The 24,506-nt window shown below is 71.1% G+C and carries 17 protein-coding genes; 9 read left to right on the forward strand and 8 right to left on the reverse strand.

Translation table 11 applies throughout. The features are described from left to right. Positions 1-124: 124 nt before the first annotated feature. From ACWGJY_RS23810 to ACWGJY_RS23820, 3 genes are read right to left on the reverse strand one after another with little or no spacing between them, the layout of a single operon-like run. Positions 125-1,114 (reverse strand): small ribosomal subunit Rsm22 family protein, encoded by a 990-nt coding sequence (locus tag ACWGJY_RS23810; protein WP_453262854.1) that lies wholly within the window; start codon positions 1,112-1,114, stop codon positions 125-127. A 40-nt stretch (positions 1,115-1,154) separates the two neighbouring features. Beyond that, positions 1,155-2,231, reverse strand: coding sequence for a serine hydrolase domain-containing protein (locus tag ACWGJY_RS23815; protein WP_453262855.1), 1,077 nt, complete (start codon positions 2,229-2,231; stop codon positions 1,155-1,157). Between the two features lie 56 nt (positions 2,232-2,287). Further along, positions 2,288-3,604 carry a multidrug effflux MFS transporter gene (locus tag ACWGJY_RS23820; RefSeq protein ID WP_453262917.1) on the reverse strand — a complete coding sequence of 439 codons (1,317 nt, stop codon included), beginning with the start codon at positions 3,602-3,604 and terminating at the stop codon, positions 2,288-2,290. Positions 3,605-3,920: 316 nt separating this feature from the next. On the opposite strand from ACWGJY_RS23820, the gene ACWGJY_RS23825 reads away from it, so the two are divergent. Next, positions 3,921-4,856 (forward strand): SDR family oxidoreductase, encoded by a 936-nt coding sequence (locus tag ACWGJY_RS23825; protein WP_453262856.1) that lies wholly within the window; start codon positions 3,921-3,923, stop codon positions 4,854-4,856. A 236-nt stretch (positions 4,857-5,092) separates the two neighbouring features. Here ACWGJY_RS23825 and ACWGJY_RS23830 read toward each other — a convergent pair whose 3' ends face one another. Continuing rightward, positions 5,093-6,808: a CocE/NonD family hydrolase gene (locus ACWGJY_RS23830; protein ID WP_453262857.1), complete on the reverse strand. Its 1,716-nt coding sequence runs from the start codon at positions 6,806-6,808 to the stop codon at positions 5,093-5,095. Positions 6,809-7,567: 759 nt separating this feature from the next. Between ACWGJY_RS23830 and ACWGJY_RS23835 the strand changes: the two genes are divergently transcribed. The 4 genes from ACWGJY_RS23835 (at position 7,568) to ACWGJY_RS23850 (ending at position 12,151) form a co-directional block, all read left to right on the forward strand. Next, complete coding sequence (locus ACWGJY_RS23835) at positions 7,568-8,185, forward strand: ImmA/IrrE family metallo-endopeptidase (protein ID WP_453262858.1); 618 nt, start codon at positions 7,568-7,570, stop codon at positions 8,183-8,185. Further along, positions 8,178-9,467 carry an MAB_1171c family putative transporter gene (locus ACWGJY_RS23840; protein WP_453262859.1) on the forward strand — a complete coding sequence of 430 codons (1,290 nt, stop codon included), beginning with the start codon at positions 8,178-8,180 and terminating at the stop codon, positions 9,465-9,467. Before ACWGJY_RS23835 ends, ACWGJY_RS23840 begins: the two co-directional genes overlap by 8 nt. A gap of 157 nt (positions 9,468-9,624) precedes the next feature. Further along, positions 9,625-10,953, forward strand: coding sequence for an FAD-dependent oxidoreductase (locus ACWGJY_RS23845; protein WP_453262860.1), 1,329 nt, complete (start codon positions 9,625-9,627; stop codon positions 10,951-10,953). Positions 10,954-11,161: 208 nt separating this feature from the next. After that, positions 11,162-12,151, forward strand: a complete 990-nt coding sequence (locus ACWGJY_RS23850) for a phytoene/squalene synthase family protein (RefSeq protein ID WP_453262861.1) — start codon at positions 11,162-11,164, stop codon at positions 12,149-12,151. A gap of 76 nt (positions 12,152-12,227) precedes the next feature. Here ACWGJY_RS23850 and ACWGJY_RS23855 read toward each other — a convergent pair whose 3' ends face one another. Beyond that, positions 12,228-12,959 (reverse strand): helix-turn-helix domain-containing protein, encoded by a 732-nt coding sequence (locus ACWGJY_RS23855; protein ID WP_453262862.1) that lies wholly within the window; start codon positions 12,957-12,959, stop codon positions 12,228-12,230. Between the two features lie 821 nt (positions 12,960-13,780). Between ACWGJY_RS23855 and ACWGJY_RS23860 the strand changes: the two genes are divergently transcribed. Both ACWGJY_RS23860 and ACWGJY_RS23865 read left to right on the forward strand, forming a co-directional pair. Further along, positions 13,781-16,426, forward strand: coding sequence for an SdrD B-like domain-containing protein (locus tag ACWGJY_RS23860; RefSeq protein ID WP_453262863.1), 2,646 nt, complete (start codon positions 13,781-13,783; stop codon positions 16,424-16,426). Between the two features lie 118 nt (positions 16,427-16,544). Continuing rightward, positions 16,545-17,366: a hypothetical protein gene (locus ACWGJY_RS23865; RefSeq protein WP_453262864.1), complete on the forward strand. Its 822-nt coding sequence runs from the start codon at positions 16,545-16,547 to the stop codon at positions 17,364-17,366. A gap of 107 nt (positions 17,367-17,473) precedes the next feature. Here ACWGJY_RS23865 and ACWGJY_RS23870 read toward each other — a convergent pair whose 3' ends face one another. Further along, positions 17,474-18,814, reverse strand: coding sequence for a right-handed parallel beta-helix repeat-containing protein (locus ACWGJY_RS23870; protein ID WP_453262865.1), 1,341 nt, complete (start codon positions 18,812-18,814; stop codon positions 17,474-17,476). 57 nt (positions 18,815-18,871) lie between these two features. Here ACWGJY_RS23870 and ACWGJY_RS23875 point away from each other — a divergent pair, with 57 nt between their 5' ends. Beyond that, the gene (locus tag ACWGJY_RS23875; RefSeq protein WP_453262866.1) at positions 18,872-20,083 is read left to right on the forward strand and encodes a Dyp-type peroxidase; all 1,212 of its coding nucleotides are present in this window, start codon (positions 18,872-18,874) and stop codon (positions 20,081-20,083) included. Positions 20,084-20,592: 509 nt separating this feature from the next. Here ACWGJY_RS23875 and ACWGJY_RS23880 read toward each other — a convergent pair. Next, complete coding sequence (locus tag ACWGJY_RS23880) at positions 20,593-21,426, reverse strand: PIG-L family deacetylase (RefSeq protein WP_453262867.1); 834 nt, start codon at positions 21,424-21,426, stop codon at positions 20,593-20,595. 650 nt (positions 21,427-22,076) lie between these two features. Beyond that, complete coding sequence (locus tag ACWGJY_RS23885; RefSeq protein WP_453262868.1) at positions 22,077-22,586, reverse strand: MarR family winged helix-turn-helix transcriptional regulator; 510 nt, start codon at positions 22,584-22,586, stop codon at positions 22,077-22,079. Between the two features lie 100 nt (positions 22,587-22,686). On the opposite strand from ACWGJY_RS23885, the gene ACWGJY_RS23890 reads away from it, so the two are divergent. Further along, positions 22,687-23,985 (forward strand): amidohydrolase family protein, encoded by a 1,299-nt coding sequence (locus tag ACWGJY_RS23890; RefSeq protein WP_453262869.1) that lies wholly within the window; start codon positions 22,687-22,689, stop codon positions 23,983-23,985. The last annotated feature ends 521 nt before the right edge of the window (positions 23,986-24,506 follow it).

The following is a 24,506-nucleotide window of genomic DNA, read 5'->3' on the forward strand; positions in this document are numbered from 1 at the left end:
TGTTTTTTTTTTTTACTTGAGGGGGGGTGGGGGGCGGTTCTGCTTCGCTTTACGTCCGGCACCACAGCCCTCCGCCCCCGGCACCTCGCGTCCGTGTGGGAGCCACAGTCCGGTGGGGGTGAGATCAGGACCAGTCGTCGCCCCAGGACGCGTCGCGGGCCGCGCGGTAGTGGGTGCCGTGCCGCTTGGTCACCGTGGTGCGTTGGAGGGCGTCCTGTGCCGTGCACAGGTCCAGGAGGACCTGGCCCTTGCGGAGTTGGGGTTTGCGGATGATGCGGGCGGCGGCGGGGGTGGCGTCAAGGGTGGTGGCGGCGACGTAGCTGAACTTCTCGTCCTCGTACGGGAGGGAGCCGCCCTTGACCTGGCGGTGCAGGGAGGAGCGGCTGACCCGGGCGGCGAAGTGGCACCAGTCGCCGCCGGCTGCCGCCGGGGGCGCCCCCGTGCTCCCGATGAGCGGGACGAGGGGGCAGGTGTCGCTGTGCGGGCAGGGGGCGACGATACGCAGACCGGCCTCGGTGAGCTGGGTGCGGGCCTCGCGGATGCGGAGGTAGCCGTCGGGGGTGCCGGGTTCGATCAGGACGACGGCCTGTGCCGCGGTGGCCGCCGCGGCGACGACGGCGCGGCGGTCCTCGGGGCGGAGTTCGCCCAGGACGTACGAGACGGTGACCAGGTCCGTGCCGGCGGGGATCGTCAGGCCCCCGCCGATGGTCTGCCGGCGCCATTCGGTGCCGGGCAGGGCCGAGGCGGCCAGTTCCCGGCCGAGGTCGAGGGCGGGCTGCGCCCAGTCCAGGACGGTGCTGCGGTGGCCTTCCCAGGTGGCGGCGGCGGCCCAGGTGGCGGCGCCGGTGCCGCCGCCGATGTCCACATGGGTGGCCGGGGACCAGTCCGGGACCCGGGCGGCGAACGCCGCCAGCGCGGCCCGTACCGCCTCGAAGGTGGCCGGCATGCGGTAGGCGGCGTACGCGGCCACATCCGCGCGGTCGCGCAGGACCGGGGCGTCGGTGGGGGTGCTTCCCCGGTAGTTGGCGATCAGCCGCTCAACGGCCTGCGCGGCCTGTTTGGGCGGCAGGCCGTCGAGCAGGCCCGCCAGCGCGGCGCGCAGTTCCTCGTGCATGGGGGAAATTCTACGGGGCCGTGCGGTGTGCCCTGCCGGGTCAGGTGGCGCGGGACACCGCGCGGGCCAGCCGGGTGGCGGCCGCGGCGCGGGGGGCGCTGCCGCCGTTGCGGCGGCGGGGGTGGACCGTGTTGGCGAGGAGGACGAGGAAGGTGTCGGTGGCGCGGTCCAGGACCAGGCTGGTGCCGGTGAAGCCGGTATGCCCGGCCGCGCCGCGGCCCGCCAACTCGCCCATGAAAGAGGGCTGGTCGACGCCGAAGCCGAGGCCGGGCGGGTCGAGGAGGGCGGCGACGGCGTCGGGGCCGAGGATCCGGGCGGTGCCGTACGCGCCGCCGTTGAGCAGCGTGCGGCACAGCACGGCCAGGTCCTGGGCGGTGGAGAAGAGACCCGCATGGCCGGCCACCCCGCCCAGCGCCCAGGCGTTCTCGTCGTGCACCTCGCCGCGGACCATGCCGCGGTCCGCCTTGGCCCAGGGCCGCCGCTGGTCCTCGGTGGCCGCCACGCCCTGGGGCACCAAGGGCCCGTAGGAGGTGCTGGACATGCCCAGCGGGCCGGTGATGCCGTCATGGATCAGGGCGTCCAGCCGCTGCCCGGTGCGCTGCTCCAGGAACAGCTGGAGGGCGATGAGGTTGAGGTCGGAGTAGCGGTGCCCGGCGCCGGGAGGGCCGCTCGGGGCCGCCGCCTGGGCCCACAGCAGCGCCAGCTGGTCCCTGCGGTCCCGGTGGTCGTGGAACGGCAGCTCGGGGGCGAGGCCGGAGGTGTGGGTGAGCAGCTGGCGCACGGTGATGCCGGGCGCGAAGGCGGGCAGACCGGTGCGGACCTCGTCGTCGAGGGCGAGCCGGCCGCGCTCGGTCTGCTGGACCGCGGCGATGGCCGTGAAGAGCTTGGTGAGCGAGGCGAGGTCGAAGACGGTGCCGACCCGCATCGGCTCCCACAGGTCGCGGGGCAGATCGAGGCCGCGGTCCCGCTCGGGGTCGTACGCCCGGTAGCGCAGCGCCCAGCCCGCGGCGGCCTCGGCGGCGACGACCGGGCCACGGCCGGCCAGGACGACGGCTCCGGGGGCCCAGGGCGGCCGGCCCTCGGGCAGTGCCCGCACGCCGCGGACCAGCCGTTCCATGCAGGCGGGATCCAGTCCCGCCCGAGCCGGTGTGCCGTGGGTGAGTCTCGGTGCGTTCAGAGCCTGGTCCTCTCGCCGGCCGTGCTCCCGTTGCTCTCCCCCCTACGCTGCCACGGGCGGCACATCCCCAGGAAGCTCACGAGCGCCAAAATGGCGCAGGAGAGCTGTACGAGAGCCATCGGCAGGGCCGTCCGCTCACCCGCGACACCCACCAGCGGGGAGGCCACCGAGCCGAGCAGGAAGGTCGAGGTTCCCAGCAGCGCGGAGGCGGAGCCGGCCGCGTGCGGGGTGCGCAGCAGCGCCAGGGTGTTGGTGCTCGGCATCACCAGGCCCATCGCGGCCATGAGGACGAAGAGGCCGGCGGCCACCGGGACCAGGCCGACCCGGCCGAAGACACCGGAGGACATCAGGAGCAGACCGGCCGCGGCGCACACGATCACGGCCAGCCCGGTGCCGAGCACCTTGTCGAGGCCGACCCGGCCGACCAGGACCTTGCCGTTGAACTGGCCGACGAGCACCAGGCCGACGGAGTTGATGCCGAACAGCAGGCTGAAGACCTGCGGGGAGGCGCCGTAGATCTCCTGGATGACGAACGGCGAGGCGGAGATATAGGCGAAGAGGGCGGCGAAGGCGAAGGCGCCGACGAGGAGGTAGCCGGAGAAGGCCCGGTCGGCGAGCAGATCGCGCATGGTGCGCAGGGTCTGGCCGAGACCGCCGGGGTGCCGGCGCTCCGGCGGCAGGGTCTCCTCCAGCCTGCGCCACACCAGCAGGGTGAGCCCCAGCCCGACGGCGGTGAGGACGACGAACACCCCGCGCCAGTCGGTGATCTGGAGGATCTGGCCGCCGATGAGCGGGGCGACGACCGGCGCCACCCCGGAGATCAGCATCAGGGTGGAGAAGAACCGGGCCATCGCCACGCCGTCGTACAGGTCGCGCACCACCGCCCGCGCGATGACGATGCCGGCCGCGCCCGCCAGACCCTGCAACAGGCGGAAGGCGATGAGGAGTTCGGTGCCGGGGGCGATCGCGCACAGTGCGGTCGCCAGGACATAGATCACCATGCCGGCCAGCAGCGGGCGGCGGCGCCCCCACTTGTCGCTCATCGGGCCGACGATCATCTGGCCCAGGGCCATGCCCGCCAGGCAGGTGGTGAGGGTGAGCTGGACGGTGGCGGCCGGGCTGTGCAGGGCGGCGGTGACCTGCGGCAGGGCCGGCAGATACATGTCCATGGAGAGCGGCGGGACCGCCGTGAGGCCGCCGAGGACGAGGGTGACCAGGAGGCTGGTGCGGCGGGACGCGACCGGTGCTGCGGCCGCGCCCCGCTCGGCTATGGCGGGAAGTTCCCGGGGATCGGCCGCGCCGGACTCCGTCATCAGTGTCTCCATGGTCGTCGAGGGCTGCACCATGGTGTCATGCACCCGGCGGCTCGCGGGCCGGTTCCGGGCCGGTCCATTGGACCTGAGGCAGACGGTCTGAAGTCCTGGGCCGGACGTCGGACGTGACGTCGGACGTGACGTCGGAAGTAACGTCGGAAGTGCGCTCGTGCCCGGGAGGCCGGTCGCGACGGCGAGCGCGGCGGCGGCCCCGGTGGCGGTGCGAAGGCGGCGATCCCGCAGCGCTTCCACTCCCCGGGCTGAGTCGCGGCGGCCACGGCCGGTCCGCTCCCCGTACGCCGTCTACGCTGCCGCCATGGCAGAGAACACAGAGCCGGCACGGACAGCGCGGACGACGCCGAAGGCACGGGCCGGGCAGGTGGGCGGCACGGCCACCGCGGACCGGCCCACCCTGCCGGCACCCCTCTCGCGGGGCGGGCAGAGCACGCAGACGGCACCGGCACCGCAGGAGGCGCGGCAGGGCGGCGCGGCGCCCCGGCAGGTGGCCGTGGTCACCGGCGCCGGCTCCGGCATCGGGCGGGCGGTCGCCCATGCCCTGGTCGCCGCCGGCTGGACGGTGGTCCTGGCCGGGCGGCGTGCAGAGGCGCTGGCGGAGACCTCCCGGCTGGCGGGCCCGGCGGACACCGACGGCCCCGTGATCATGGCCGTGCCGACCGATGTCACCCGCCCCGACGAGGTCGACGCCCTCTTCGCCGCCGTCCGTGAACGGTTCGGCCGGGTGGATCTGCTCTTCAACAACGCGGGCACGTTCGGCCCGGCGGTGCCGCTGGAGGAGCTGTCCTACGACGACTGGCGCGCGGTCGTCGACGTCAATCTGACCGGCTCCTTCCTCTGCGCCCAGGCCGCGTTCCGCGCCATGCGGACCCAGGACCCCCAGGGCGGGCGCATCATCAACAACGGCTCGGTCTCCGCACACACCCCGCGCCCGCACTCCGTCGCGTACACCGCCACCAAGCACGCGATGACCGGTCTGACCAAGTCGCTGTCCCTGGACGGCCGTCCGTACGGCATCGCCTGCGGCCAGATCGACATCGGCAATGCGGCGACCGAGATGACCGGCCGGATGCAGACGGGCATTCTGCAGCCGAACGGCCAACTATCGGTGGAGCCGGTGATGGACGCCACGGAGGTGGCCCGCACGGTGGTGCACATGGCGGCGCTGCCACTGACCGCCAATGTGCAGTTCGCGACGGTGATGGCGACCAACATGCCGTATATCGGGCGGGGTTGAGGAAGCGTACGAGCCGGACCGCCGGGCGGACAGGCCGAGGTGGGCCACCGCACCGGTCCGGTGCGTCGAATCCCCGCACCACGGCCCGGTCGTCCTGACCTGCCCCCCGGGGGCCGTACGGACGCCATCCGCGCGGCCCCCGCCCGCCCCCGTACCCGCACCCGCACCCGCACCCGCACCCGCACCTGGCAGCCTCGTCCCCCGGCGGCGGCCCGGCGGCCCCGGCGCGGGCGCGCTCACGCCTGCCCCGCTTTCGCGGGCACGACCGGCAGCAGCAGAAAAGACGGGTGCCGCCCACCGCTGATCAGCGTCGTCCGGCCCGCGTAGACGGCGGAGCCCCGGTCCTCGGCATCGGTGTGGACGAAGGCGCCGTTGCCCCGCATCGCGACCCCGAACGCCGACGGCCACGGGCCCGCCCCCGGAAACTCGAAGTCCCGGCCCTGCACGGACACGCCCAGGCGGTGGCCCGCCGGGATGATCACCGACGTCGGCCAGATCTCGATCTGCAGGTCGACCGGTTCGCCGGGGGTGAGCGGCCGGCGCTCGTCGAAGGTGTGCCAGGGCCGGTACGGCTCGCTGCGCGCGGGGTCGAGCTTGCGCAGCGAGGACCGCAGCCAGCCCAGCCCGATCACGCCGTGCGGGTCCATCGCGCTGAGGAAGGTGACCTCCCGGCCGCCGGGACCCTGCACCCGGAGGGTGAGGAAAAGATCGGCGTCCGTGGTCGACGAGGCCACCCGCAGCGACGCGGACGCGGGCCCAGTCAGCTCCAGTTCCTCCGCCAGCGGCTCGGTCCAGAACGTCAGGCCGTCCCCGAGCGCCTCGAACTCGGCGCTGCGCTCACCGGGGTCCGCCGCCGGCGCGAGAGCCCGCCGGTCGAGGTCGAGGTGGAATGCCGTCCACTGGGTCCGCGCCAACGGCCATTCGCCTTCCGGCCGTTGCGCAAAACCGCCGTCGGGCCGCCGGACGTTGAGGAGGACCGGCGGCTGATGGTCCCAGCCGGTGTCCCGGCCCTGGAGGAAGTGCCCGAAGAACCGCTTCTGCAGGCCGACCCCGTAGTCCGTGTAGAACTCCACCCCGTGCTGCAGCCCATGCACTTCCAGCCACTTGCGGTCACTCGCGACCTCCCCGTATCCCTCGAACCCGCCCCGTGTGTGCAGGTGGTGTGCCCAGTTGACCGCGGACAGCACGGGGACGGTGATCCGCGACAGGTCCGCGGTCCGCTCCCGGTAGTACGCATCGAGCAGCGCATGATCGTGCACTGCGGCGACCGGGTCGGCCGTGTTCTTCGCCCGCTCTTCGTCGCTCAGGACCCCGGGACCGGTGACCGGCACGCCCGTGACCCGGTGCCACGGGCTGCCGGCCACGCCGTGCTGCACCGACGCGACCTGCACCGGGTACCACTGCTGCAGGAAGAGGTGCAGGATCCCGCCGTGATGGGTGAGTTCACGGTAGAAGTCGGTGGCCCCCTCCCAGGGGCAGATGGCCGCGAGGTGCGGCGGCCGCAGCGCCGCAACCTGCCACTGGTTCACCGCGTAGTACGAGATACCGAGCAGCCCCACCTTGCCGTTGCTCCAGGGCTGGACCCCCGCCCACTCGATGCACTCGTAGTAGTCCCGCGTCTCGCGCGGCGAAAGGATGTCCAGGTAGCCCGGCGACCGTCCGGCACCGCGCGAGTCCACCCGGATCACCACGTAGCCGTCGGGCACCCACTTCTCCGGGTCGGCCGTTTCCCCGTTCTGGTACCGGTTGGAGGACCCGGCGACGGCCTCCGGGTGCTCGGCCTCCAGAGTGCGCCACAGGGGCGCGAACCCCTCCTGGAAGGCAAGCCCCTTGGCGTACGGCCCATGACTCATGATCACGGGGTGGGTCTCGCCGTCGTCCGGCAGGAACACATCGGCGCGGAGCTCGACCCCGTCGTCCATCGTGATCGGCGCATCCCAGTCGACGAGCATCACACCGCCCTCGGAGTCATCCCCCGAAGCACTGCCGCAGCGCCAACCGTCCCGGCCGACGGCCGGCCACCACCCCCGGCTCCCATTGTCCGCGGGTATCCGCGGGGGCGCCACGGCGTGCCGGCGGCGGGCCGCAAAGACAGCAGAGGCGGCACCATCATTCGGCCCCGCTCCCCCGCCCCCCGGTGCCGCGCACCCGGCACCGCGCCGCCCGTCCCGCCCTCCTCTCCCCCGCCTCGCCCCGCCCCCACAAGCCCCCGGGAACGCCGGGTAACTTTTGCCTCACGAAGGGCTCGGGAGCTGCACTACACTCTCGCGAGTCGAAATGGGTTTGACATGCAGCGAATTGCGGGGTGATCCGGGCGTTCCCGCGGACCGGGGACGTTCCCGAAGCCCCTGGCGGAGAGGGTGGACCGGGTCCGGGCCGGCACGCTCTCCGGCGCACGAGGGGCCTCCTGCGCCCCGTCCTGCGGGAATCCCTCCTTGTGGTATCCCTCTGTAGCCTTACAGTCACTCTGGCTGATACCGGTACACACACCTGCACGACGCCCGAGCAGAGGAGGGGCCGTGGCGCGCTCGGTCCGCGTCACCGGCGGCCGTCGCCGCAGAGGCGGCACACCGATGGCAGGGCCGGCCGTGGAAGCCGGCCGCGCCCTGACGCACCGACATCCCGACGCCCGCCGGACCCGACGTCTCTCCGGGCCCCGTACCGATCCGTCCGCACCCCGAGCGCAGCAACAGCCGTAGGAGTATCCGTTCATGTGGTGGCCCCGCCGTCATGGTTCATCGCAGCAAGCAGAGCTGCCGCAGCCCACCCGCAACCGGCCGCCCAGCTCCCCGTGGACCTCGCTGCGGGAGCAGTTGGCGGTCTTCTTCGCCACCTGGTCCGTCACCCGTCTCGTCCACCGCGATCTCGGGCTCTCCGGCGTACGGGACATGCAGGGCCTCGTCGACGCGGTGGCCGTGCGGCGCAACAAGCCGATCACCATCACCGAAGTGCCGCTTCCACAGCAAGTGTCCGGATTCTGCGCCCGGGGCAAGGACCGTGACTTCATCGTGGTGGATTCCACCGCGAACGAACTGACCCGCCTCCATGTCAGCCTTCACGAGCTGTTCCATCTGTGGGAGGAGCACCCGGCCGACGACGGCCTCTCCGACCAGCTCATGACCGAGGAGACCGTGCGGCAGCTGCTGCCCGGACTGAAGACGGGCCCGGTGCTGCAGGTCCTGAACCGCTCGCACTACGACAGCGCCCATGAGCGACGGGCAGAGGCGTTTGCCACCGTGATGCTGCAGCGCCACCTCGAACTGCGGCACGACCAGAGCAACAACGGGTTTCTCTCCTCGGCGCTCTCCCACAGGAGGTCCGGTGTCTGAGAGCACCTCGAACGTCGTCTACCTCGCCATCGCGGTCATCGACTTCGTGATTGCCGGCTGGAAGTGCCTGGCACTGCTGCGCGACCCCACACCCACGCTGTCCTTGACCACGGTGAACTTCGTGGCGTCCGGCCTGGTGTTCGCGATGGCCGCACCAGCGGGTTACCGGATGCTGGGGGAACTCACCGGCATCCCCAGCTTCGCCACCCTCCCCGTGTACATCGGCATCCTGACCTGCTTTTCCCTGCTCCACCTGCTCACGGTGCTGTGGGATCCCCGGCTGCGGCAGAGCCCGGCGGTGCTGCACCGCAGGGTCACGGCGTGGTCATTGGCGTACATCGCGGCGCCGGCCGTCATGATCGTGGCGTTCTGTTCCGCCGACCTGTCCGGGCCGGCGGACCCCCTGAAATTCAACACGGACTTCGCGGGCGAACCTCTGGTCCAGGTGTTTCTGGGGGTCTTCCTGGCCACGCTGACCTGCGGCACCCTGAGCACCTACCGGCAGTGCCGCAAGGTGAAGCCGGCGGACCCCCGGTTCCAGCGCGCGCTGCGCTCCTTCGGCACCGCCATGCTCTTCGTCTTCGGCTACGTGGTGTGCTGCGCCCCGGCCATCACGCTGGCCGCCCTGGGTCACCACACCCTGGACACCGTGGGGGTACTCGGCTCCACCTTCGGCTCGGCCGGTGCCCTGATCGCCAGTTATGGCCTCTCCGGGGCCGCGGTGGGCGCATGGCTGCGCGAACGCCGTGACATCAAGGCCCTGCAGCCGTTGTGGGATCTCGTCGTCGAAGGGGTCGACGAGGACCTCGCCTTCAGCGTGGACAGCGCGCGGAGCCATCGCCTGGCATGGAACGTCGGATTCAATCTGCACCGCCGCGTGATCGAGATCCTCGACGGGATGCGCGCGCTGCGCCCCTGGGTGTCGCCCCTGCCCGCGGCCGCGGTATACGCCGTACACGAAGAGGAGACGTCCCGGGGCAGCGCCGACGCCCGGCGGCGCTCGGAGCAGGAACTGCAGGCGGCCGCCACGTCCGCTGCGCTGCGGGACGCGGCACAGCGTCTGCAGACCGCCCGGCGCGCGGCGGCGCTCCAGGGGTATTCCGGTCATCCGCAGGCGCCCGGGGGCCCGCAGGTGGCCCTGCCCGGCGAGGACACTGCGGCCTCCGACGAACGCCAACGGCTGTTGCGCGTCGCCCAGGCGCTCACCGCCCCGCTGGTCGCGACGGCGCTGCAGGCCGTGCGCGTACAGCGCTCCACGGCCGAGGTGCCCGAGCTGCAGTAGCCGACCGGACCGCGGCATGCCAGGGGGACCCCACGCCGGCCCGCCCCGCCGGACGGCTACGGCAGAATTGGCCCGCTCCCCTGCCGGCCTCGGGCCCTTCGGCCATGCCCGGCGCCCTGCGGCAGGGGGGAGCCATCGAGTCAACTGGGGGATTCTTGTGAAACGAGCTGTTGTCCTGGGCGGGAGCATTGCGGGGCTGTACGCCGCTCGCGTGCTGAGCGGCCATGCGGACGACGTGGTCATCCTCGAAGCGGACCACCTGGGGGAAGACAGCACGGGCCGCGGCGCTCCGCAACGACAGCAACTGCATGCGCTGCTGTCCATGGGGCACACACAGCTCGAACGCTGGTTCCCGGGCATCACCGCCGAACTCCTCGCCGGCGGGGCACGCCTGGGGACCGGCCCCGAGGTGCAGTTCTACGTGGACGGAGCGCTCAGGGCTCCCGTTCCCGGCCTTCAGATGCTGGGCGCCACCCGGCCGTTCATCGAAAGCCGGGTCCGCCGGCGGGTCATGGCCCTGCCGAACGTCCGTGTTCTGCACGGCCGGGCCCGTGATCTGCTGTTCGGCGCCGGCCGGGTCTGCGGTGTGCGGTACTCGGCCGAGGGGGAAACGCCGGCCGCGGCCGGTCCCGAGGACGCCCTGGATGCCGACCTGGTGGTCGACGCCATGGGACGGTCCAGCCGCCTCGGCACCTGGCTGCTCCGCGGCGGGTGGGAGCACGCTCCCCTGCACCGGATGAGGATCGATCTCGGCTACGCCACGGCCGTCTTCCGGCGCGGCGACGAACTTCCCCGTACGGTCGTCGCCCACGCATCGCCGGGCCCGGCCGGCGGATACCAGCCCACGCTCAGCGAACCCGGGGCGATGGTGGCGGTGGAGGACGACCGCTGGATGGTGGTACTGGCCGGCTACACCGACCACCGCCCGGGGCACGACCCGGCCGATTTCCTGGCCCGGATGCGGCGCTGTGTCACACCGCTGCACGAGGTGGCGGACCGGTGCACCCTGCTCGGCGACGTCCGGACCTTCCACTTCCGGGAGAGCCTGCGACGCGACTTCACCCGGCTGAACCGGTTCCCGGGGGGACTGGTGGCGGTGGGGGACTCCGTCGCCTCGGTCAACCCGGTATACGGGCAGGGCCTGACACTTGCCGCGCTCCAGGCCTCGTGCCTGTCCGCATACCTGCGCGCCGGGGCCCTTCCGCACGCTCCGGCCCGGGACTACTTCCGGCGGGCCGCTGTGGTGGTCGATGCTGCCTGGCAGTTGTCGGCGACCGCGGACCTTGCCCAGCGTCATGTGACGGGCCCCTATCCCCGTGGCTACCGGCTCGCCCGCTGGGCCGGTGACAAGATCACGGAGGCTTCCGTCATCGACCCCCGGGTCAACCAGGCATTCATGGACGTCGTGCACATGCGCCGGCATCCGAAAGCGCTGACCAGGCCTCGTGTGCTGGCCCGAGCGGCACGGGTGCTGGCCACGCGCTGAAGCCACTTCGGCGGTGGGGTGGGGTGGGGTGGGGTGGGGTGCCGCGGTTCGGTTCGGTTCGGCGATGCGGTGCGGTGCGGCGATGCGGTGCGGTGCGGCGATGCGGTGGGGTTCGGCGATGCGGTAGGGCAATGCCCGGACGGCCCAGGCCCCTCGGCCGCGATCACCTAAGGTAAGGCTGCACCGTCGACAAGGAGGGGAGCTGACGATGGCCACCTGGCCCAAGACGCTTGACCAGGCAGAGATCACGGACCCCTCGTTGCGCCGCGACTACAGCGCGCAGCGTCAGCTGGTGGCGCGGTACGCCCGCGCCGAGTACACGGCCGTGCGTCTGCTGCTTCCCGCCCCGCTCGTGCCCGACGTCATCGCCGCGACCGCGTTCATGCACCACAGCGACAATCTCATCGACCAAGGACCGGTCGGTGAGCGTATCGCCGCGCTCACCGACTGGGAGCGCCGGGTGCACGCAGCCCTCAAGACCGGCGAGGCCGACGAGCCCGTGCTGCGGACGCTCCTCGACACCATCGCCAGGCAGCCTCAACTACGGCGGCATGTCGAGGACTTCCTCGCCGGCGCGCCCCTGGAGGTGCAGGCGGAAGGTTTTGCATCGGAGAGCGACTTCCAGCACTACATCGACGGCTATTCACTCCCCGCCTTCCTGCTCATCGCCTGCCTGCTCGACGCCGGAGCGCCCGGGGACGCATACGTGGCCGGCTGCCGGTCCTTCATCGAGGCGAGTCAGCGTCTCGACTTCCTGAACGACATCGCCGAAGACCTGGGCAGCGGACGCCTCGGAATCCCGGAAGACGTCCTCGCCCGGCATGGCCTGACCCGCACCGCCCTGGCCGGCCAGGGCGGCTCCGCCGAAGGGTTCCGGGCGCTGATCGGCGACCAGGCCCGGCAGATCCGTTCGGGGCTGACGGCGTCGTACGGGCTCGTGGATCTGGTCCACACCCGAAGCCGGCCGTTCGTCCGCGCTCTGATCAGCATCCAGGGCCTCACCCTGCGGGCGGTGGCGAGGAAGGGAACCGCGCTGCTCGACGGGTCCGCACGGCCCGATGTGGCCGCCGCTCTGCGGGTTCTTGCCCGGGAGTACCTGGCGGCACGTCGCCGGCCCGACGCGAGGCCGGCAGGCGCCGGTATCCCGCCGGAAGCGGGCGGGAAGGACTTCTCCGCGGGAGCAGGCAGGAAGGGCTGACACCCGGCCCCCTCTCCCTCCCCATCCCCATCCGGTCTCGTCCCGTGTCTTCCCCTCTCCTCCCGTCCGGTTCCGTTCAGTTGCCGCGCAGACCGGGGTGCGGACGGTCGTCGCTCTCGGGCCGGGCCAGGCCCAACAGCCCCTGGATCAGCGGAAAGACCCGCCGTCTGCTCTTGGAGGGCAGGGAGCGCATCCGGTCCGTGAGCTCCCGCACTTCGGGGTCCTCGCGCTCCGGCCGGTTCAGAGCCTCGGAAAGCGCCTCCCGGAGTTCCCGGTCGATTTTGCTGTCGCCACTGGTGCCGCTGCGCATCGCCAGCCGGTTGATGCCCTTGCCTCTCAGCAGCGCAAGATGAGTCAGCTGCTCGTGCGTCGACTGCAGTGCCCGGTACAGCGCTTGACGCTCGGTGGCGGTGAAGAAGCCGGGCTCGACCTCGAAGAACTTCTCCAGCTTCCGGGTGACGTCCAGCCCGGGGCTCTTCCGCTTTCCGTTCAGGAGGTAGCCGACCTGGCCATGCGAGATGCCGGCCCCCGCGCCGATCTCGTCGAGGGTGTACCTCTTCCCGTCGGGCTTGCGGCGGGTGTCCCGCAGAAAGACCAGGCGGTCCTGGAAGGAGTCCTGCACGTTCTCGGATTCGTTGCCGGTGTGATCGAGCAACGCCTGTACGCGAGGGACCGTGATGCCCGTCCGGTGCGAGAGGTGGTCGATGTCGATGACGTCGCGTCCGAGGTCCAGGTCCCGGAGAAGCTCGTCGATCGCCGCGACGACGACCCCGAGACCATCCGCCGGGTGCGCGTCTGAGGCATCCATGGCGATGGGCGGTCTCCTGGTCGGTAGAGCGGCGGGGAGGCGGCGCGCTGGCAGCCGCTCCGAGATTAGCGGTCGCAAGCACCGTACGCCATGAGCGGCACCACAATTGTGCCAACATCGCCGCCCGCCGGCCCGGGACGCCCTCACCAAACCCCCTCGATTAAACGATTGTTGACAACGCGGTTCAGTTGAAGGATCCTCACCAGGACGGTGCCACCGGGTGACTGGCGTCCACCTCGACGGGAAGCCGGCCGCGCGCTCCCCGCGCCTCGCCATGCTGCCCTTCTCAGCGGTGGTGCCGGGCTCCACAGGGGAGAGCCCGGCACCACTACCTCCTGCTCCCAGGTGACCGGTGCCATCGAAATCGATGGCGAGGTGCAGCGACCGGCGCGACAGGCGTGCGAGCCTCGCTCGTCACCTCGTCACCTCGTCACCTCGTCACCTCGCCACCTCGCCACCCGCCGGCGATGCGCCCGGAGGCCGGTGCGCCCGGAGGCCGGTGCGGGAAAGTCCGGCGGAGGACAAGTTCGCCATTCCGCCACGATCTTGCTCAAAGCACTTCTAAGATCCCTGGCAAGGCGGTTCTCCGCATCTCTATCCACTCCCTCACGAGCAGGGCATCAGACCCTTCTGAACGCTGAGAGCAGGAGATGGCATCTAAGAATGAACAAGCGAAGGGAGCCGCGCCCGAGCCGCGTCGGCGACGGCCGGGCATGCCCGGTCGCCGCACCGTCGGCTGCCTGGCCGTGCTCGCCTTGGGAATCGGCAGTGGCTCGTTAGCCGTGGCGCCTGTGGCGCACTCGCAGACGGAGGAAGGATCGGTGACGGTCCGGGTGATCCGGGCCGTGGACAACAGCGGAGTGTGGACACCCGCGCTGGAACCGGGCATCGCGGGCGTCAAGGTGACCCTCACCGACGACGCAGGGACGGGCACCGAGGGGGTCACGGCGGCCGACGGCACCGTGACACTGACTCCGGCGGCGGGCCGCGCCACCAGCAGCAAGTACCGCATACAGGTGGTGAATCCGAAGCCGGGTGTGCTGTTCCCGGCCTTCGCCTCGCGCCAGGGACTGGACGGTGCGCCCGACCGGTTGAGCAGCAATGAGGAGTTCGTCGACCTCTCCGGCGGGAAGAACGTGGCGTACACCACGGGGCTGTGGAGTCCGGGTGACTACTGCCAGAAGAACGCACCGCTGGTGACGACCTGTCAGCCCGCCACCCGCGAGGGCGGGACTCAGCGCACGCTGGTCTCCTTCCCGTACAACGCACGCGGCCAGGACGGCGTCGACGTCAACGTCACGAACGTCGCCACCAACGCCGAGACCGGCACACTCTTCGGCATCGCGTGGAACAAGGCCGACAAGCGGGTGTTCTCCTCGGCGCTGGCCAAGCGCACCACGGACTACGGTCCGGGCGGCGCCGGGGGGATCTATGTGACCGACCGCGCGCAGAAGAAGACCACCCTGTTCACCGTCGTCCCGGACGCGGGGACGACGGCGCACGGCCCGGGTACCGATGACGCCTTCCTCGCCGTGCCCGGTAAGGAGAGCCTGGGCGGCATCAAGATCACCGATGACGGCAGGGACCTGTTCGTCGTCAACCTCAACAACCGCAAGCTCTACCGCTATGACGCCACGGTGGCGACCGCGGCAGCGCCGAAGGCCGTCGCCGCCATCCCGGATCCGGGCTGTCCGGCGGCGGCGGACTGGCGCCCGTTCGGCCTCGGTCTGCAGGACGGCGTCGGCTACGTCGGCGGGGTGTGCTCCGGCGAGTCCACCGGGAAGGCGACGGACCTGCGTGCGGTGGTCCTGCCCTTCGACCTCGGCACCGGAGCCTTCCGGAAGCCGGTGCTGGACCAGCCGCTGGACTACCCGCGCCAGTCCACGGTCGGCGGGCCCCCGTGCGACGGCGCGGGTTGGTTCCCCTGGACCAACACCTTCCCGACCTCCCAGAACGGCCAGGCCTGCCAGAGCTATCTGGCCCAACCCGAACCGGAGCTGGGCGAGATCGGCTTCGAGGCCGACGGTTCCATGCTGCTGGCCTTCCGCGACCGCTTCGCCGACCGGGCCCCGGCCGCCCCCACGCCCGCCTCGGCCGGCCGCGTCCTGGCCGGCGGCGACCTGAACAAGGCATGCCTGGCTGGCGAGTTGTACGTGATGGACACCAACAACGGCTGCGGGCTCTCCCCCCGGGGCACCCGCTTCTACGACACCAGCCGGATGGGCTCCCACCACAACGCGGCCTTCGCGGGCATGGCGCTCTCCAAGGTCGAGGACACCATCGCGACCGCCGGCTTCGACCCCAACAGCACCGCCTTCGGGTACGGCACCGCCTTCGTCAAGCGCGACGGTAAGCAGGACCCGAAATCCGGCCTGCGCCTCAACCCACCAGGAAGCATCGCCCCGTTCGGCAAGGGCGCCTCGATGGGCGACCTGGAGGTGCTCTGCGACCAGGCACCGCTCCAGATCGGCAACCGGGTCTGGTACGACCCCGAGCGCAAGGGCATCCAGAACCCGGGCCAGCGCCCGGTCGTGGGCGCGACCGTCAACCTGTACAACGAGTCGGGCAAGCTCGTGGGGACGACCGAAACGACGGCGCGTGGCGAGTACTACTTCGACGACTCCAATGTCACCGGTGGCCTCCGGCCGAGGACCAAGTACACCATCCGCCTCGACAAACCGGCCGACTACGCCAAGGGCGGCCCGCTCTACCAGTGGGTGCCCACGGACGCGGATGTCGGCGACAACCACTTCATCGACTCCAAGGGCATCGTCCCGCGCGACGCGAGATTCCCGGAGCGGGTGCTGACCACCGGCGGGCCCGGAGAGAACGACCACACCTACGACTTCGGCTTCCGACAACAGGAAGGCGCGCTGCGCCTGGTCAAGCACGACCAGGACGGCAGAGCGCTGGCCCGCGCGAAATTCCAGCTGTGGAAGGAGACGAACGGCTCCGACGAGCTGCAGACCACCGGGGCGAAGCCGGACACGAGGGTCGGCGCGCCCTGCGTCACCGGGACCGACGGCATCTGCCGCGGCACCGGCGCACCGGGCACGTACTACTGGCAGGAGGTCAGCCCGCCCGCAGGTTACGCCGCACCGGACGTGACCGTGTTCGGGCCGCTGGTGCTGACCTCCGACAACCTCGACGACGGGGTCTCGGTGACAGCGGTCAACCGACGGCTTCCCGCCACCGAGCCGACGCCGACACCGACGACGACACCGACACCGACGACGCCGGTACCGGACACACCAGGCAAACCGGGTTCGCCGGGGGCTCCTGGCGCACCGGGGGCACCAGGAGCACCGGATGCACCGGGCGCACCCAGCCACGCACCCAACTCGGGCCTGGCTTCCACCGGCATGAGCCAGGTGGTTCCGCTGGCCCTGGCCGGCTGCGCCGCGCTCACAGTCCTCGGTGCGGCACTGGTCGTACTGATGCGCAGGCGAAGGGCACAGCACCGCTAGCCCCGGAGCGGGGCGACCGGCACCGGTGACCGTCCGGGCCGGCTCGGGCGGGTTCGCGGACCAGCGGTTCGCGAACCCGCCCTCCTGTGTGACCGACCGATGAGAGAAGGGCGACCGCATGGCTCGGAAGAGGAAGACCGACCGCCGTACGCCGCGTCGGGCCCTCTGGTGGAGAACACTGATCGCGATCACGGCGTGCGGCGCCGCAGTGGGCGGCCTGGCCGCCTACCGGACCTACTCCGACGACACCACCACCGAGCGGCCGGTGACGATGGAGGAGGCGTCCAGACTGGCGCTGTCGCGGCTGAATCTGTACCAGGCCAGTCCCGTGGCGGTGACCCTGGCCGTCACCGAGGGCGGCGGAGTGGTGGTGCGGGTCAAGGGGGTCGTGGACTACCGAACCCACCGGGCCGTGGGGAGCTACCAAGTCACCGGATCCTCCGGCACTTCCGGGCCCGCCAGCGGGAAGCTCGACCACGGGCTGATCGTCTGGGACACCGGCGGCCTCGGCCTGGCCCCCGTACCCAAGGGCGACAACAGGCCGGCCTGGCAGCAGGCCGAGCACATCCCGCGCTCGGGCTGGTCCGCGCGCTCCTACACGACCGATCCCCTGGACGCCGGGCTCCAGTTGCTGATCGAGCTCGGCGCGGACCGCCCCGACAACCCGCTGTTGCTCGCGCAGTCCGGGGCTCGCCGGCTGGAGCGTGATCGCATCGACGGCCGCAGCTACGACCGGTTCGCCGGGCCGCGCGCCCAGGGCGCCACGCCCGGTGCGGGGCCCGACGGCGGACGGTCGCCGCTGACGTACTGGGTCGACGGCGAAGGCGGCCTGCGGCGGGTGACGATGCGGATGCCGGGCCTGGGGACTCCGACCACCGTGGAGTTCTCCGGGCGCGAGGGCCGCGCGAAACTCCCCGGGGCGCCGTGGGCCACCGGCTGACCTCTCGGTACCGATGCGCCCGGCTTCCGCGGTTGCCGACGGCCCTCCTCGACCCACCCTTCGGGGCAGCACGGTGAACGGGGGCCGAGTCCACCGCAGCGCCGTGCTCAGCGTGAGTGCGGCGCGGCGTCCACGTCCTTCGGGAGCGGGTACGCGGCCGCATCGACGGCCCCCGGCAGGCCGGTCGCCGGGCTGCCCGGGGCCGTCGGGTCCGGCATGGACGGCTGGGCGGGTGGGGCCGGTACCTGGCTGAACGGGACGCCGGGCGGCGCCTGCACCGGCGCGGTCCGGCCGGCGGGCAGCGCGCCCCGGCCACGGGTGCCGCAGCCCGTGCGACCCTCCAGGCCGTTCGGGCTCTGGGTGCCGGGCCGGTTGCCCGCGAAACAGTTGCCGGGGTCGGCCGAGGCCAGCACGAGGTCCATGCCGTTGCCGGTGGCACGGTTGCCTTCGACGCGATTGCCGCTCGCCGGATGCCCCGGCGGGTCGGTGATGACCACTCCGGCCGCCCGGTTGCCCCGGACCAGGTTGCGCTGGACGAGGTTCGCGGTGCCGCCGCCGATGCCGATGCCGATGCCGAAGCCCCCGTCCGCCTGCTCGGGCGTGTCGGCGGCGTTGTTGTCGGCGACCACGTTGCCCGCGATCACCGCGCCGTGCTGCGGGGCGAGGGACTCCAGGTCGTTGGAGTTGGCGGTGATGCCGACCCGGTTGCGGGCGACGCGATTGCCCAGCACCGACAGGCCGTCCGAGGCATTGGTCAGTTCGATGCCGACCGCGTTGCGCTCCACGATGTTGCCGCGGACGACGGTGCCGCAGGGCTTGCACTGGCCGACGTAGATGCCGGAGTCGGCGTGCCCGGAGGCGTAGGAGTCCTCGATCACGCCGTCGCGCGCGTCAAAGGCGTAGACGCCGTACAGGCCGTTGTCGTATGCCGTGACCCGGGTCGCGCGGAAGCCGCGGACGGCAGGGAAGCGGGTGGTGTCCAGCGGGTCGTAGGCGGAGCCGCCGGCGCCGCGCCGCTGCAACCGCTCGTCGGTGACGCCGGTGAACAGTACGCCGTTGGCGAGGTAGCCGTGCACGGTGAGGTTCTCGACCACCGAGCCGGGACCGGTCACGGTGATGCCGTTGGCCAGACGCACACCGCCGTCGAAGACCACCTTGTTGCGGTCCGTTCCGCGCAGCACCAAACGGCTCTTGGTGACGCGCACACTCTCCCGGTACACGCCCGGACCGATCAGCACCGTCTCGCCCTCACGAGCGGCGTCCACCGCCTGCTGCACCGAACGGAAATCCTGCGGAACGCGCAGCACGCTCCCCGCCGGATGCCGCGCATCGCCGGACGTCGACCCCGTACCGGAGCATCCGGTGACCGCCAACGCGACCGAGACGAGCAGTACCGACAGACGCAGCGCCGCCCGGAACCCCGCCGTCGGGACTGCCAAGCGGTTCAACAGGCCTTCTGTGGAGAGGGTTTGCATGGCAGATGTTTTATCGTCTCCAATAGGCTTATGCCCACCGAACAGGGAAATGCGCAGGATCCATACCGACCCGCGGCAACCGGTTTCGGGCGGCGTCGGGCACTGCTCGCAGCCGGAGCGGTGCTCGCCGCCGGGGTCGGCGCGACAGCCGACGAACTGGCGAGGGGCGACCGGAGAGCCGGCCGTGCCACCACCGGTGCCCCGCCGGCCGACGCCGCGATTCCCTTCCACGGCGCCCGACAGGCAGGTGTGACGGCGCCCCAGCAACCGGCGACGCACCTGCTCTCCTTCGACTTCCGCCAGACCTCGGCCACCGCCGACCGGAAGGCCCTTCGCAGCGTCCTCGACGCGCTGACCAGCACGCTCGCCACCGCAGCCGCCGACGCCCCGCCGGACCCGCGGCTCCAAGGCGGTGGCGCGACCCGGCTCACCTCCCTGGTCGGCATCGGCCCCGTTCTCGCCGCTCGGCTCGACCTCAACGTCCCTGACTCACTGGGCGAGTTACCGCCGTTCCCCGGCGATCGCCTCGACTCGCGCCGCAGCAACGGCGATCTTCTGGTCCAACTGTGCGCAGCCGACCGCTGGACGCTCACCGTCGTTGCCGAACTCGTCGGCAGGGCCGCACACGCCGCCGGCGCCGTGCCTCGCTGGACCCAGTCCGGCTTCCTGCCCCACACGGCCCCGGGCACCACCCCGCGCAACTTGTTCGGCTCCAAGGACGGCACCGCCAACCCTGATCACGCGGCGGCCGAACAATGGGTCTGGGGCCCACCCGGAGCCCACGGGGACGGCACCGTTCTGGTCTACCGCAGGATCCGCATGGACGTCACCGGCTTCGCGGCGCTCTCCGAGGGCCGGCGCGACCGGGTGATCGGCCGCCGCGCCCGCGACGGCGTCGCCCTCAGTGGCACCGCCGAGCATGACGAGCCGGACATCTACGCCAAGAACCCCGACGGTTCCTACGTCATCCCCGCCACCGCCCATGTGCGTCTCGCCAGCCCCCGCTTCGACGGCGGTGCCCGTATGCTCCGCCGCAGTTACAGCTACGACGACGGCCCGACCGACCGCGGCCTTCTCTTCTGTGCCTTCATGCGCGACTCCGCCCAGTTCACCCGCGTCCAAAACCGCCTGGCCGCCGGCGACGCCCTCGCCCCGTTCCTCCAACACCGGGCCTCGGCCGTGGCCTACGTCCTGCCCGGCGCCGCATCCGCCGGGACTCTCGGCGAACAGCTCTGGACCTGAACTCCGCCTCGCTCCCGCTGTCCGGACATGCCCCGGAACGGCTGTTCAGAGGTGGTCAGAGGTGGGATGCGGCGGGGAGGAGCCGGGAGTCGGGCCGGATTTCGACACGCTGCGCCAGGAGAGCCGGGCAAAGGCGCCTGCCGCAAACTTTTCCTGGTCAGGCGCCCTCTTCTGCGTCTGGAAGAAGCCCTGCCTGGTGGGCTTCTGCTCGCTCAGACACTCCCTCATCCCCGACGACGCCCCCACCAGGGGACGTCACGCGCGGTGACCAGTTGATCGCCGCATGTACCGTACGAGGCGGCCGCCCGGCCCTGGCAGAGGGCAAACCAGCCAAGGCCGCCCAGCAGGGGCGGTGCCCCCTCCCCGAGGGCTGGGCGGGCTCAGGTCAGGCGGGGGGCGACCTTCTTGACCTGCCGGAGCGAAACTCGCGTGGACAAGCCTCCGGGTGTGTCCGCTCGATCGCGCCGTGCGGCCGATGAGCTTTTCCGGGCCTCGGTCGGACGGGCGGATCAGCGCAGTCCGGCGAAGAGATCGTTCTCGGGTACGGCCGCGCCGGTGGCGTCCTTGACACGTACGAAGGTCTCCATGCCCATCAACTCGCCGAACCTCTCCTTGCCCATCCTGAGGAAGAAGATGTTCTCGCCCTGACTGGCGTGCGCGGCCAGCGCATCGAATTTCTGACCGCTGAATGCGGTGGTGTCCACCCACGTGGTGATCTCATCGTCGGGGAGGCCGATCTCGGCCATCGCGGCGGCCTCGGCAGGATCCGGCTCCGGCATGTCCTCATGAAACTCGCGCACGGTCTCCCCGAACCGCTGCATCATCGAGCGGGGCATCGTCGTCCAGTACACCTTCGGTTTCAGTGCGGTCATCTCCAGCGCCGCCATCGTGATGCGGTGGGCCTGGATGTGGTCGGGGTGGCCGTAGAAGCCGTTTTCGTCGTAGGTGACGACCACATCGGGTCGGTAGTGCCGCATGAGTTCCGCAAGCCGGGCGGCGCCTTCCTCCACGGGGGTCTGCCAGAAGGATCCGGGGGCGTCGTTGCTCGGCCAGCCCATCATCCCGGAGTCGGCATAGTCCAGCATCTCCAGATCGCTGACCTTCAGGACGTCACAGCTCGCCTCGAGTTCTTGACGGCGTATCAAGGCGACGGCCGCCGGATCGTGCCCGGGATCGGTCGGCTTGAGTCCCCCCGGTCCGTCACCGCAACCGCCGTCGGTACACGTCACGAGAACCGTGCGGATGCCCTCCGCCGCGTACCGCGCGAGGACCCCTCCGGTTCCGGTGGCCTCGTCGTCGGGGTGGGCGTGTACTGCCATGAGCGTCAAGGGCCGGTCGGTCATCAAACATTCCTCCTGCAGAAATACGTCTTGGTCCGAGCGCGCGGCGGGCGTACCGCGATGCCGGGGCCCGGATCCTGGTGGGGCGGACGACCTTGTGGTCTCCGTGTTCCCCGCCAGTGCGGCGCCGGTCCCTCGGGAGAGGCAACCGTGCCGACCGGGCCGGCTGTTCCCGCCGCGGCCGTTTCCTTTCGGGCTTCGGGTTTCCACGCGAACGAGGCACAGGCGCGACCTGCCGTCCTGTCGCACTGCGTCTGGCGTGTGGTGGGTTGCTGACCAGCGCGGTTGCCAGGTCGTTTGAGACCGGCTGTGGCCGGCGTTCTCAAACGACCTGACTTTCGCGGAAGTCTCGTGCGCGAGGGATGACTGGAGCGCCGCCAAAATCGCCAACAGTATCCGCCGGAGATCGCCGTTCGCCATGGTGCTGCGATGTGAAAAGCCCCGAACCCGCCCTCGCCGCCTCGGATCTGCACGTGGTGATGTGCTGTGCCATGTGCACCTTTACCTGTACGCGGTGCTGAGCTGCACTGTTGATGGGGAGTCGAACCCCCGCGTTGCTCATCAGACGCCAGCTCATCACGCGCCAGGAGTGGGCTGGAAAACCGCCTGCCCGCGACGCCGTCGGCACCTCGTCGACCTCGCTCGCCGCCCCGTCACGACCGGTGGTCGGGTACCCGATCCCCGGTGAACGCGGGACCAGTCGTCGCGGCATTCGACGCGCGGTCGGCGGGATCCTCTTCAAGATTCATGACCAGCCTTCTCAGCAGGTCCACCAGGATGTCGACTTCTTCGGTGCTGAAGCCTCGCGACGCCTGATCGTTGGTCTCCAACAGTGCCGAGCGCACCTGCGTGAGCTTTGCCAGCCCGGTCTCGGTCAGTGAGATCAGACTGACTCGTCGATCATGCTGGGCGGGAGCACGCCGGATGAGACCGTCACGGTCCATCCGGGCGAGTAGCTGGGCCATGGACGGCTGCTCGATCCGGGCCAGCACCGCCAGCTCCTTCTGCGAGAGCGCGTCGGCCTTGCTGAGCGCCATCAGCACGGGCATCTGCGCGAAGGTCAACCCCAGCGGTCGCAGTCGCCGGTCGTTGACCCGAGACAAGGCACGCGAGGCGATGTTGATCAACGCGGCGGGCGCGGAGTCGAACCTGGGGTGCGTCACGCCGCCAAGTGTAGAGGATCCTATTGACCGGATATATAGCCTCCCATATGTTCGATACATAGGAACCTATGCAGCCCGGTCGCCAGGCAGGGAGAGACTCGTGATCATTCGCAACGTGACCGTTATCGACGGGAAGTCGACCGCCCCGATCACCGACGCCGAAGTGGTGGTGACCGACGGACGGTTCAGCGCCATCCGACCGGCGGCCGACGCGCGGCCGCCGGCCCGTGACGCTCCCGTGATCGACGCACAGGGTGGCTACCTGGTGCCGGGCCTGTGGGAGAGCCACACCCACCTGGGTGGGCTCGCTTCCTTCAAGCCCGAGAACGAGCGCGCGGCGTACGTCTCCCAGCTGCTCACCGACTTCCTGGGGGTCGGGGTGACCAGCGTGGTCGACCTCGGTGGCCCACTGGACATCGAACTCGCCGTCCGCGCCTACCGCGACGCGGCCACCGACGCCGCTGCCGGGCTGTTCTTCGCCGGGCCGGTGTTTACCGGGATCGGCGGCTGGCCGGTCCTCAGCGACCCGGAGCGCGCCCCCATCGCCCACCAGACCGACAATGCCGACATCGCCTACCGTCAGGCACTGGAGCTGGCCGACCAGGTCGACTTCATCAAGTGCATCTACGACGGCGAGCCCGGCGCGCCGGAAAAACTGCCCCTGGACGCCCTCAAAGCCATCGTCACGGCCGCGCACGAGAAGGGCAAGAACGTACTGGTGCATGTCCACGAACGCACCGATCTGGAGGAGGCGGTGGCCGCCGGCGCGGATGGCATCGAACATGCCTTCCAGCCGCAGGACCCCGGTAGTACCACGGAGGCCCGCGACGTCGCCGCACTGCTGGCGGAGACGAACACCTACTACTGCCCCACCCTGGTCACCTGGGAGCAGATCGCGTACAACGGCGAGGCCGGCTACTTGCGGCAGCTGGTCGATGAAGGCTTCGCCACGCACGAGGACATCCCGCAGATCACCAGCCGCCCCCACTACGGCCGCGAGTTCCCCCGGCATTCCGCGCAGGACTCCCACGTCCGTTTCGACTATGCGATGCGCACGTTGGCCCTGATGCACGACGCGGGGGTGAAGATCACCGCGGGCAGCGACGTGGCCATGTTGATGCCCTCACGGCCCGTCGCCCTGCTGCGAGAACTTCAACTGCTGGCGAAGGCAGGCCTGCCGCTGCCCGCGGTGCTGGCGGCCGGTACTCGGCACGCGGCCGAGAAGATCGGTCAGCAGGCGCGGACACCGGGGATGATCACCGTCGGATCTGTCGCCGACGCGCTGTTGCTCGATGCCGACCCCTACAGGGACATCGCGCACCTGATCGACCGTTCCCACCACGTCGGGACGTTGCGGGCCGGGCGGCCAAGCTGGGTTGAGTGCCACCCCGCGGCCTGACACGGCCGATTCCAAGGCCAGGTGTGCCGGCACGGCAGCTGAGGGACCGGCGGTGGGGAATCCGCTCTCGGCGGCGACGAACCCGCCGCTCTCCTCGACCAGGGCGAGCTGAAGTTCGTACTCGTCCACGTGCGGGCCGATGGCCGAGTGCGTGAGCGCCACGACCCCGTCGGCGAACCCGGCCCGGATCTGGTGCCGCACGGGGGTCGGTATGGCACGTTCGACGGGCACCGTGTTGTCACAGGCGCCCGTCTGACATGCCTTGCTGCCTCTCCCCCGCCTGCCCTTCCCTCTCCGCTTCTCGAATGGTCGGCTGTCTGCACGCATGCGTTCCCCGCACCCGCCTACGCCCGCTCCGCTCGTCCGGCCCCCTGCCGGCGCAGGGGCCGTGGCTTCGATGGAAAGCTCGCCAATCGGGGCGCTGAGCGGCGGGGGGGAGCCTCCCTCCGGCACCACCCGTCTGATCCGTCCAATCCGTGGTGAGCAATGGGCGGGTGGTCGTAGGACCGTGGCTACGCTCA

The organism is Streptomyces sp. NPDC054765 (genome assembly GCF_053612065.1).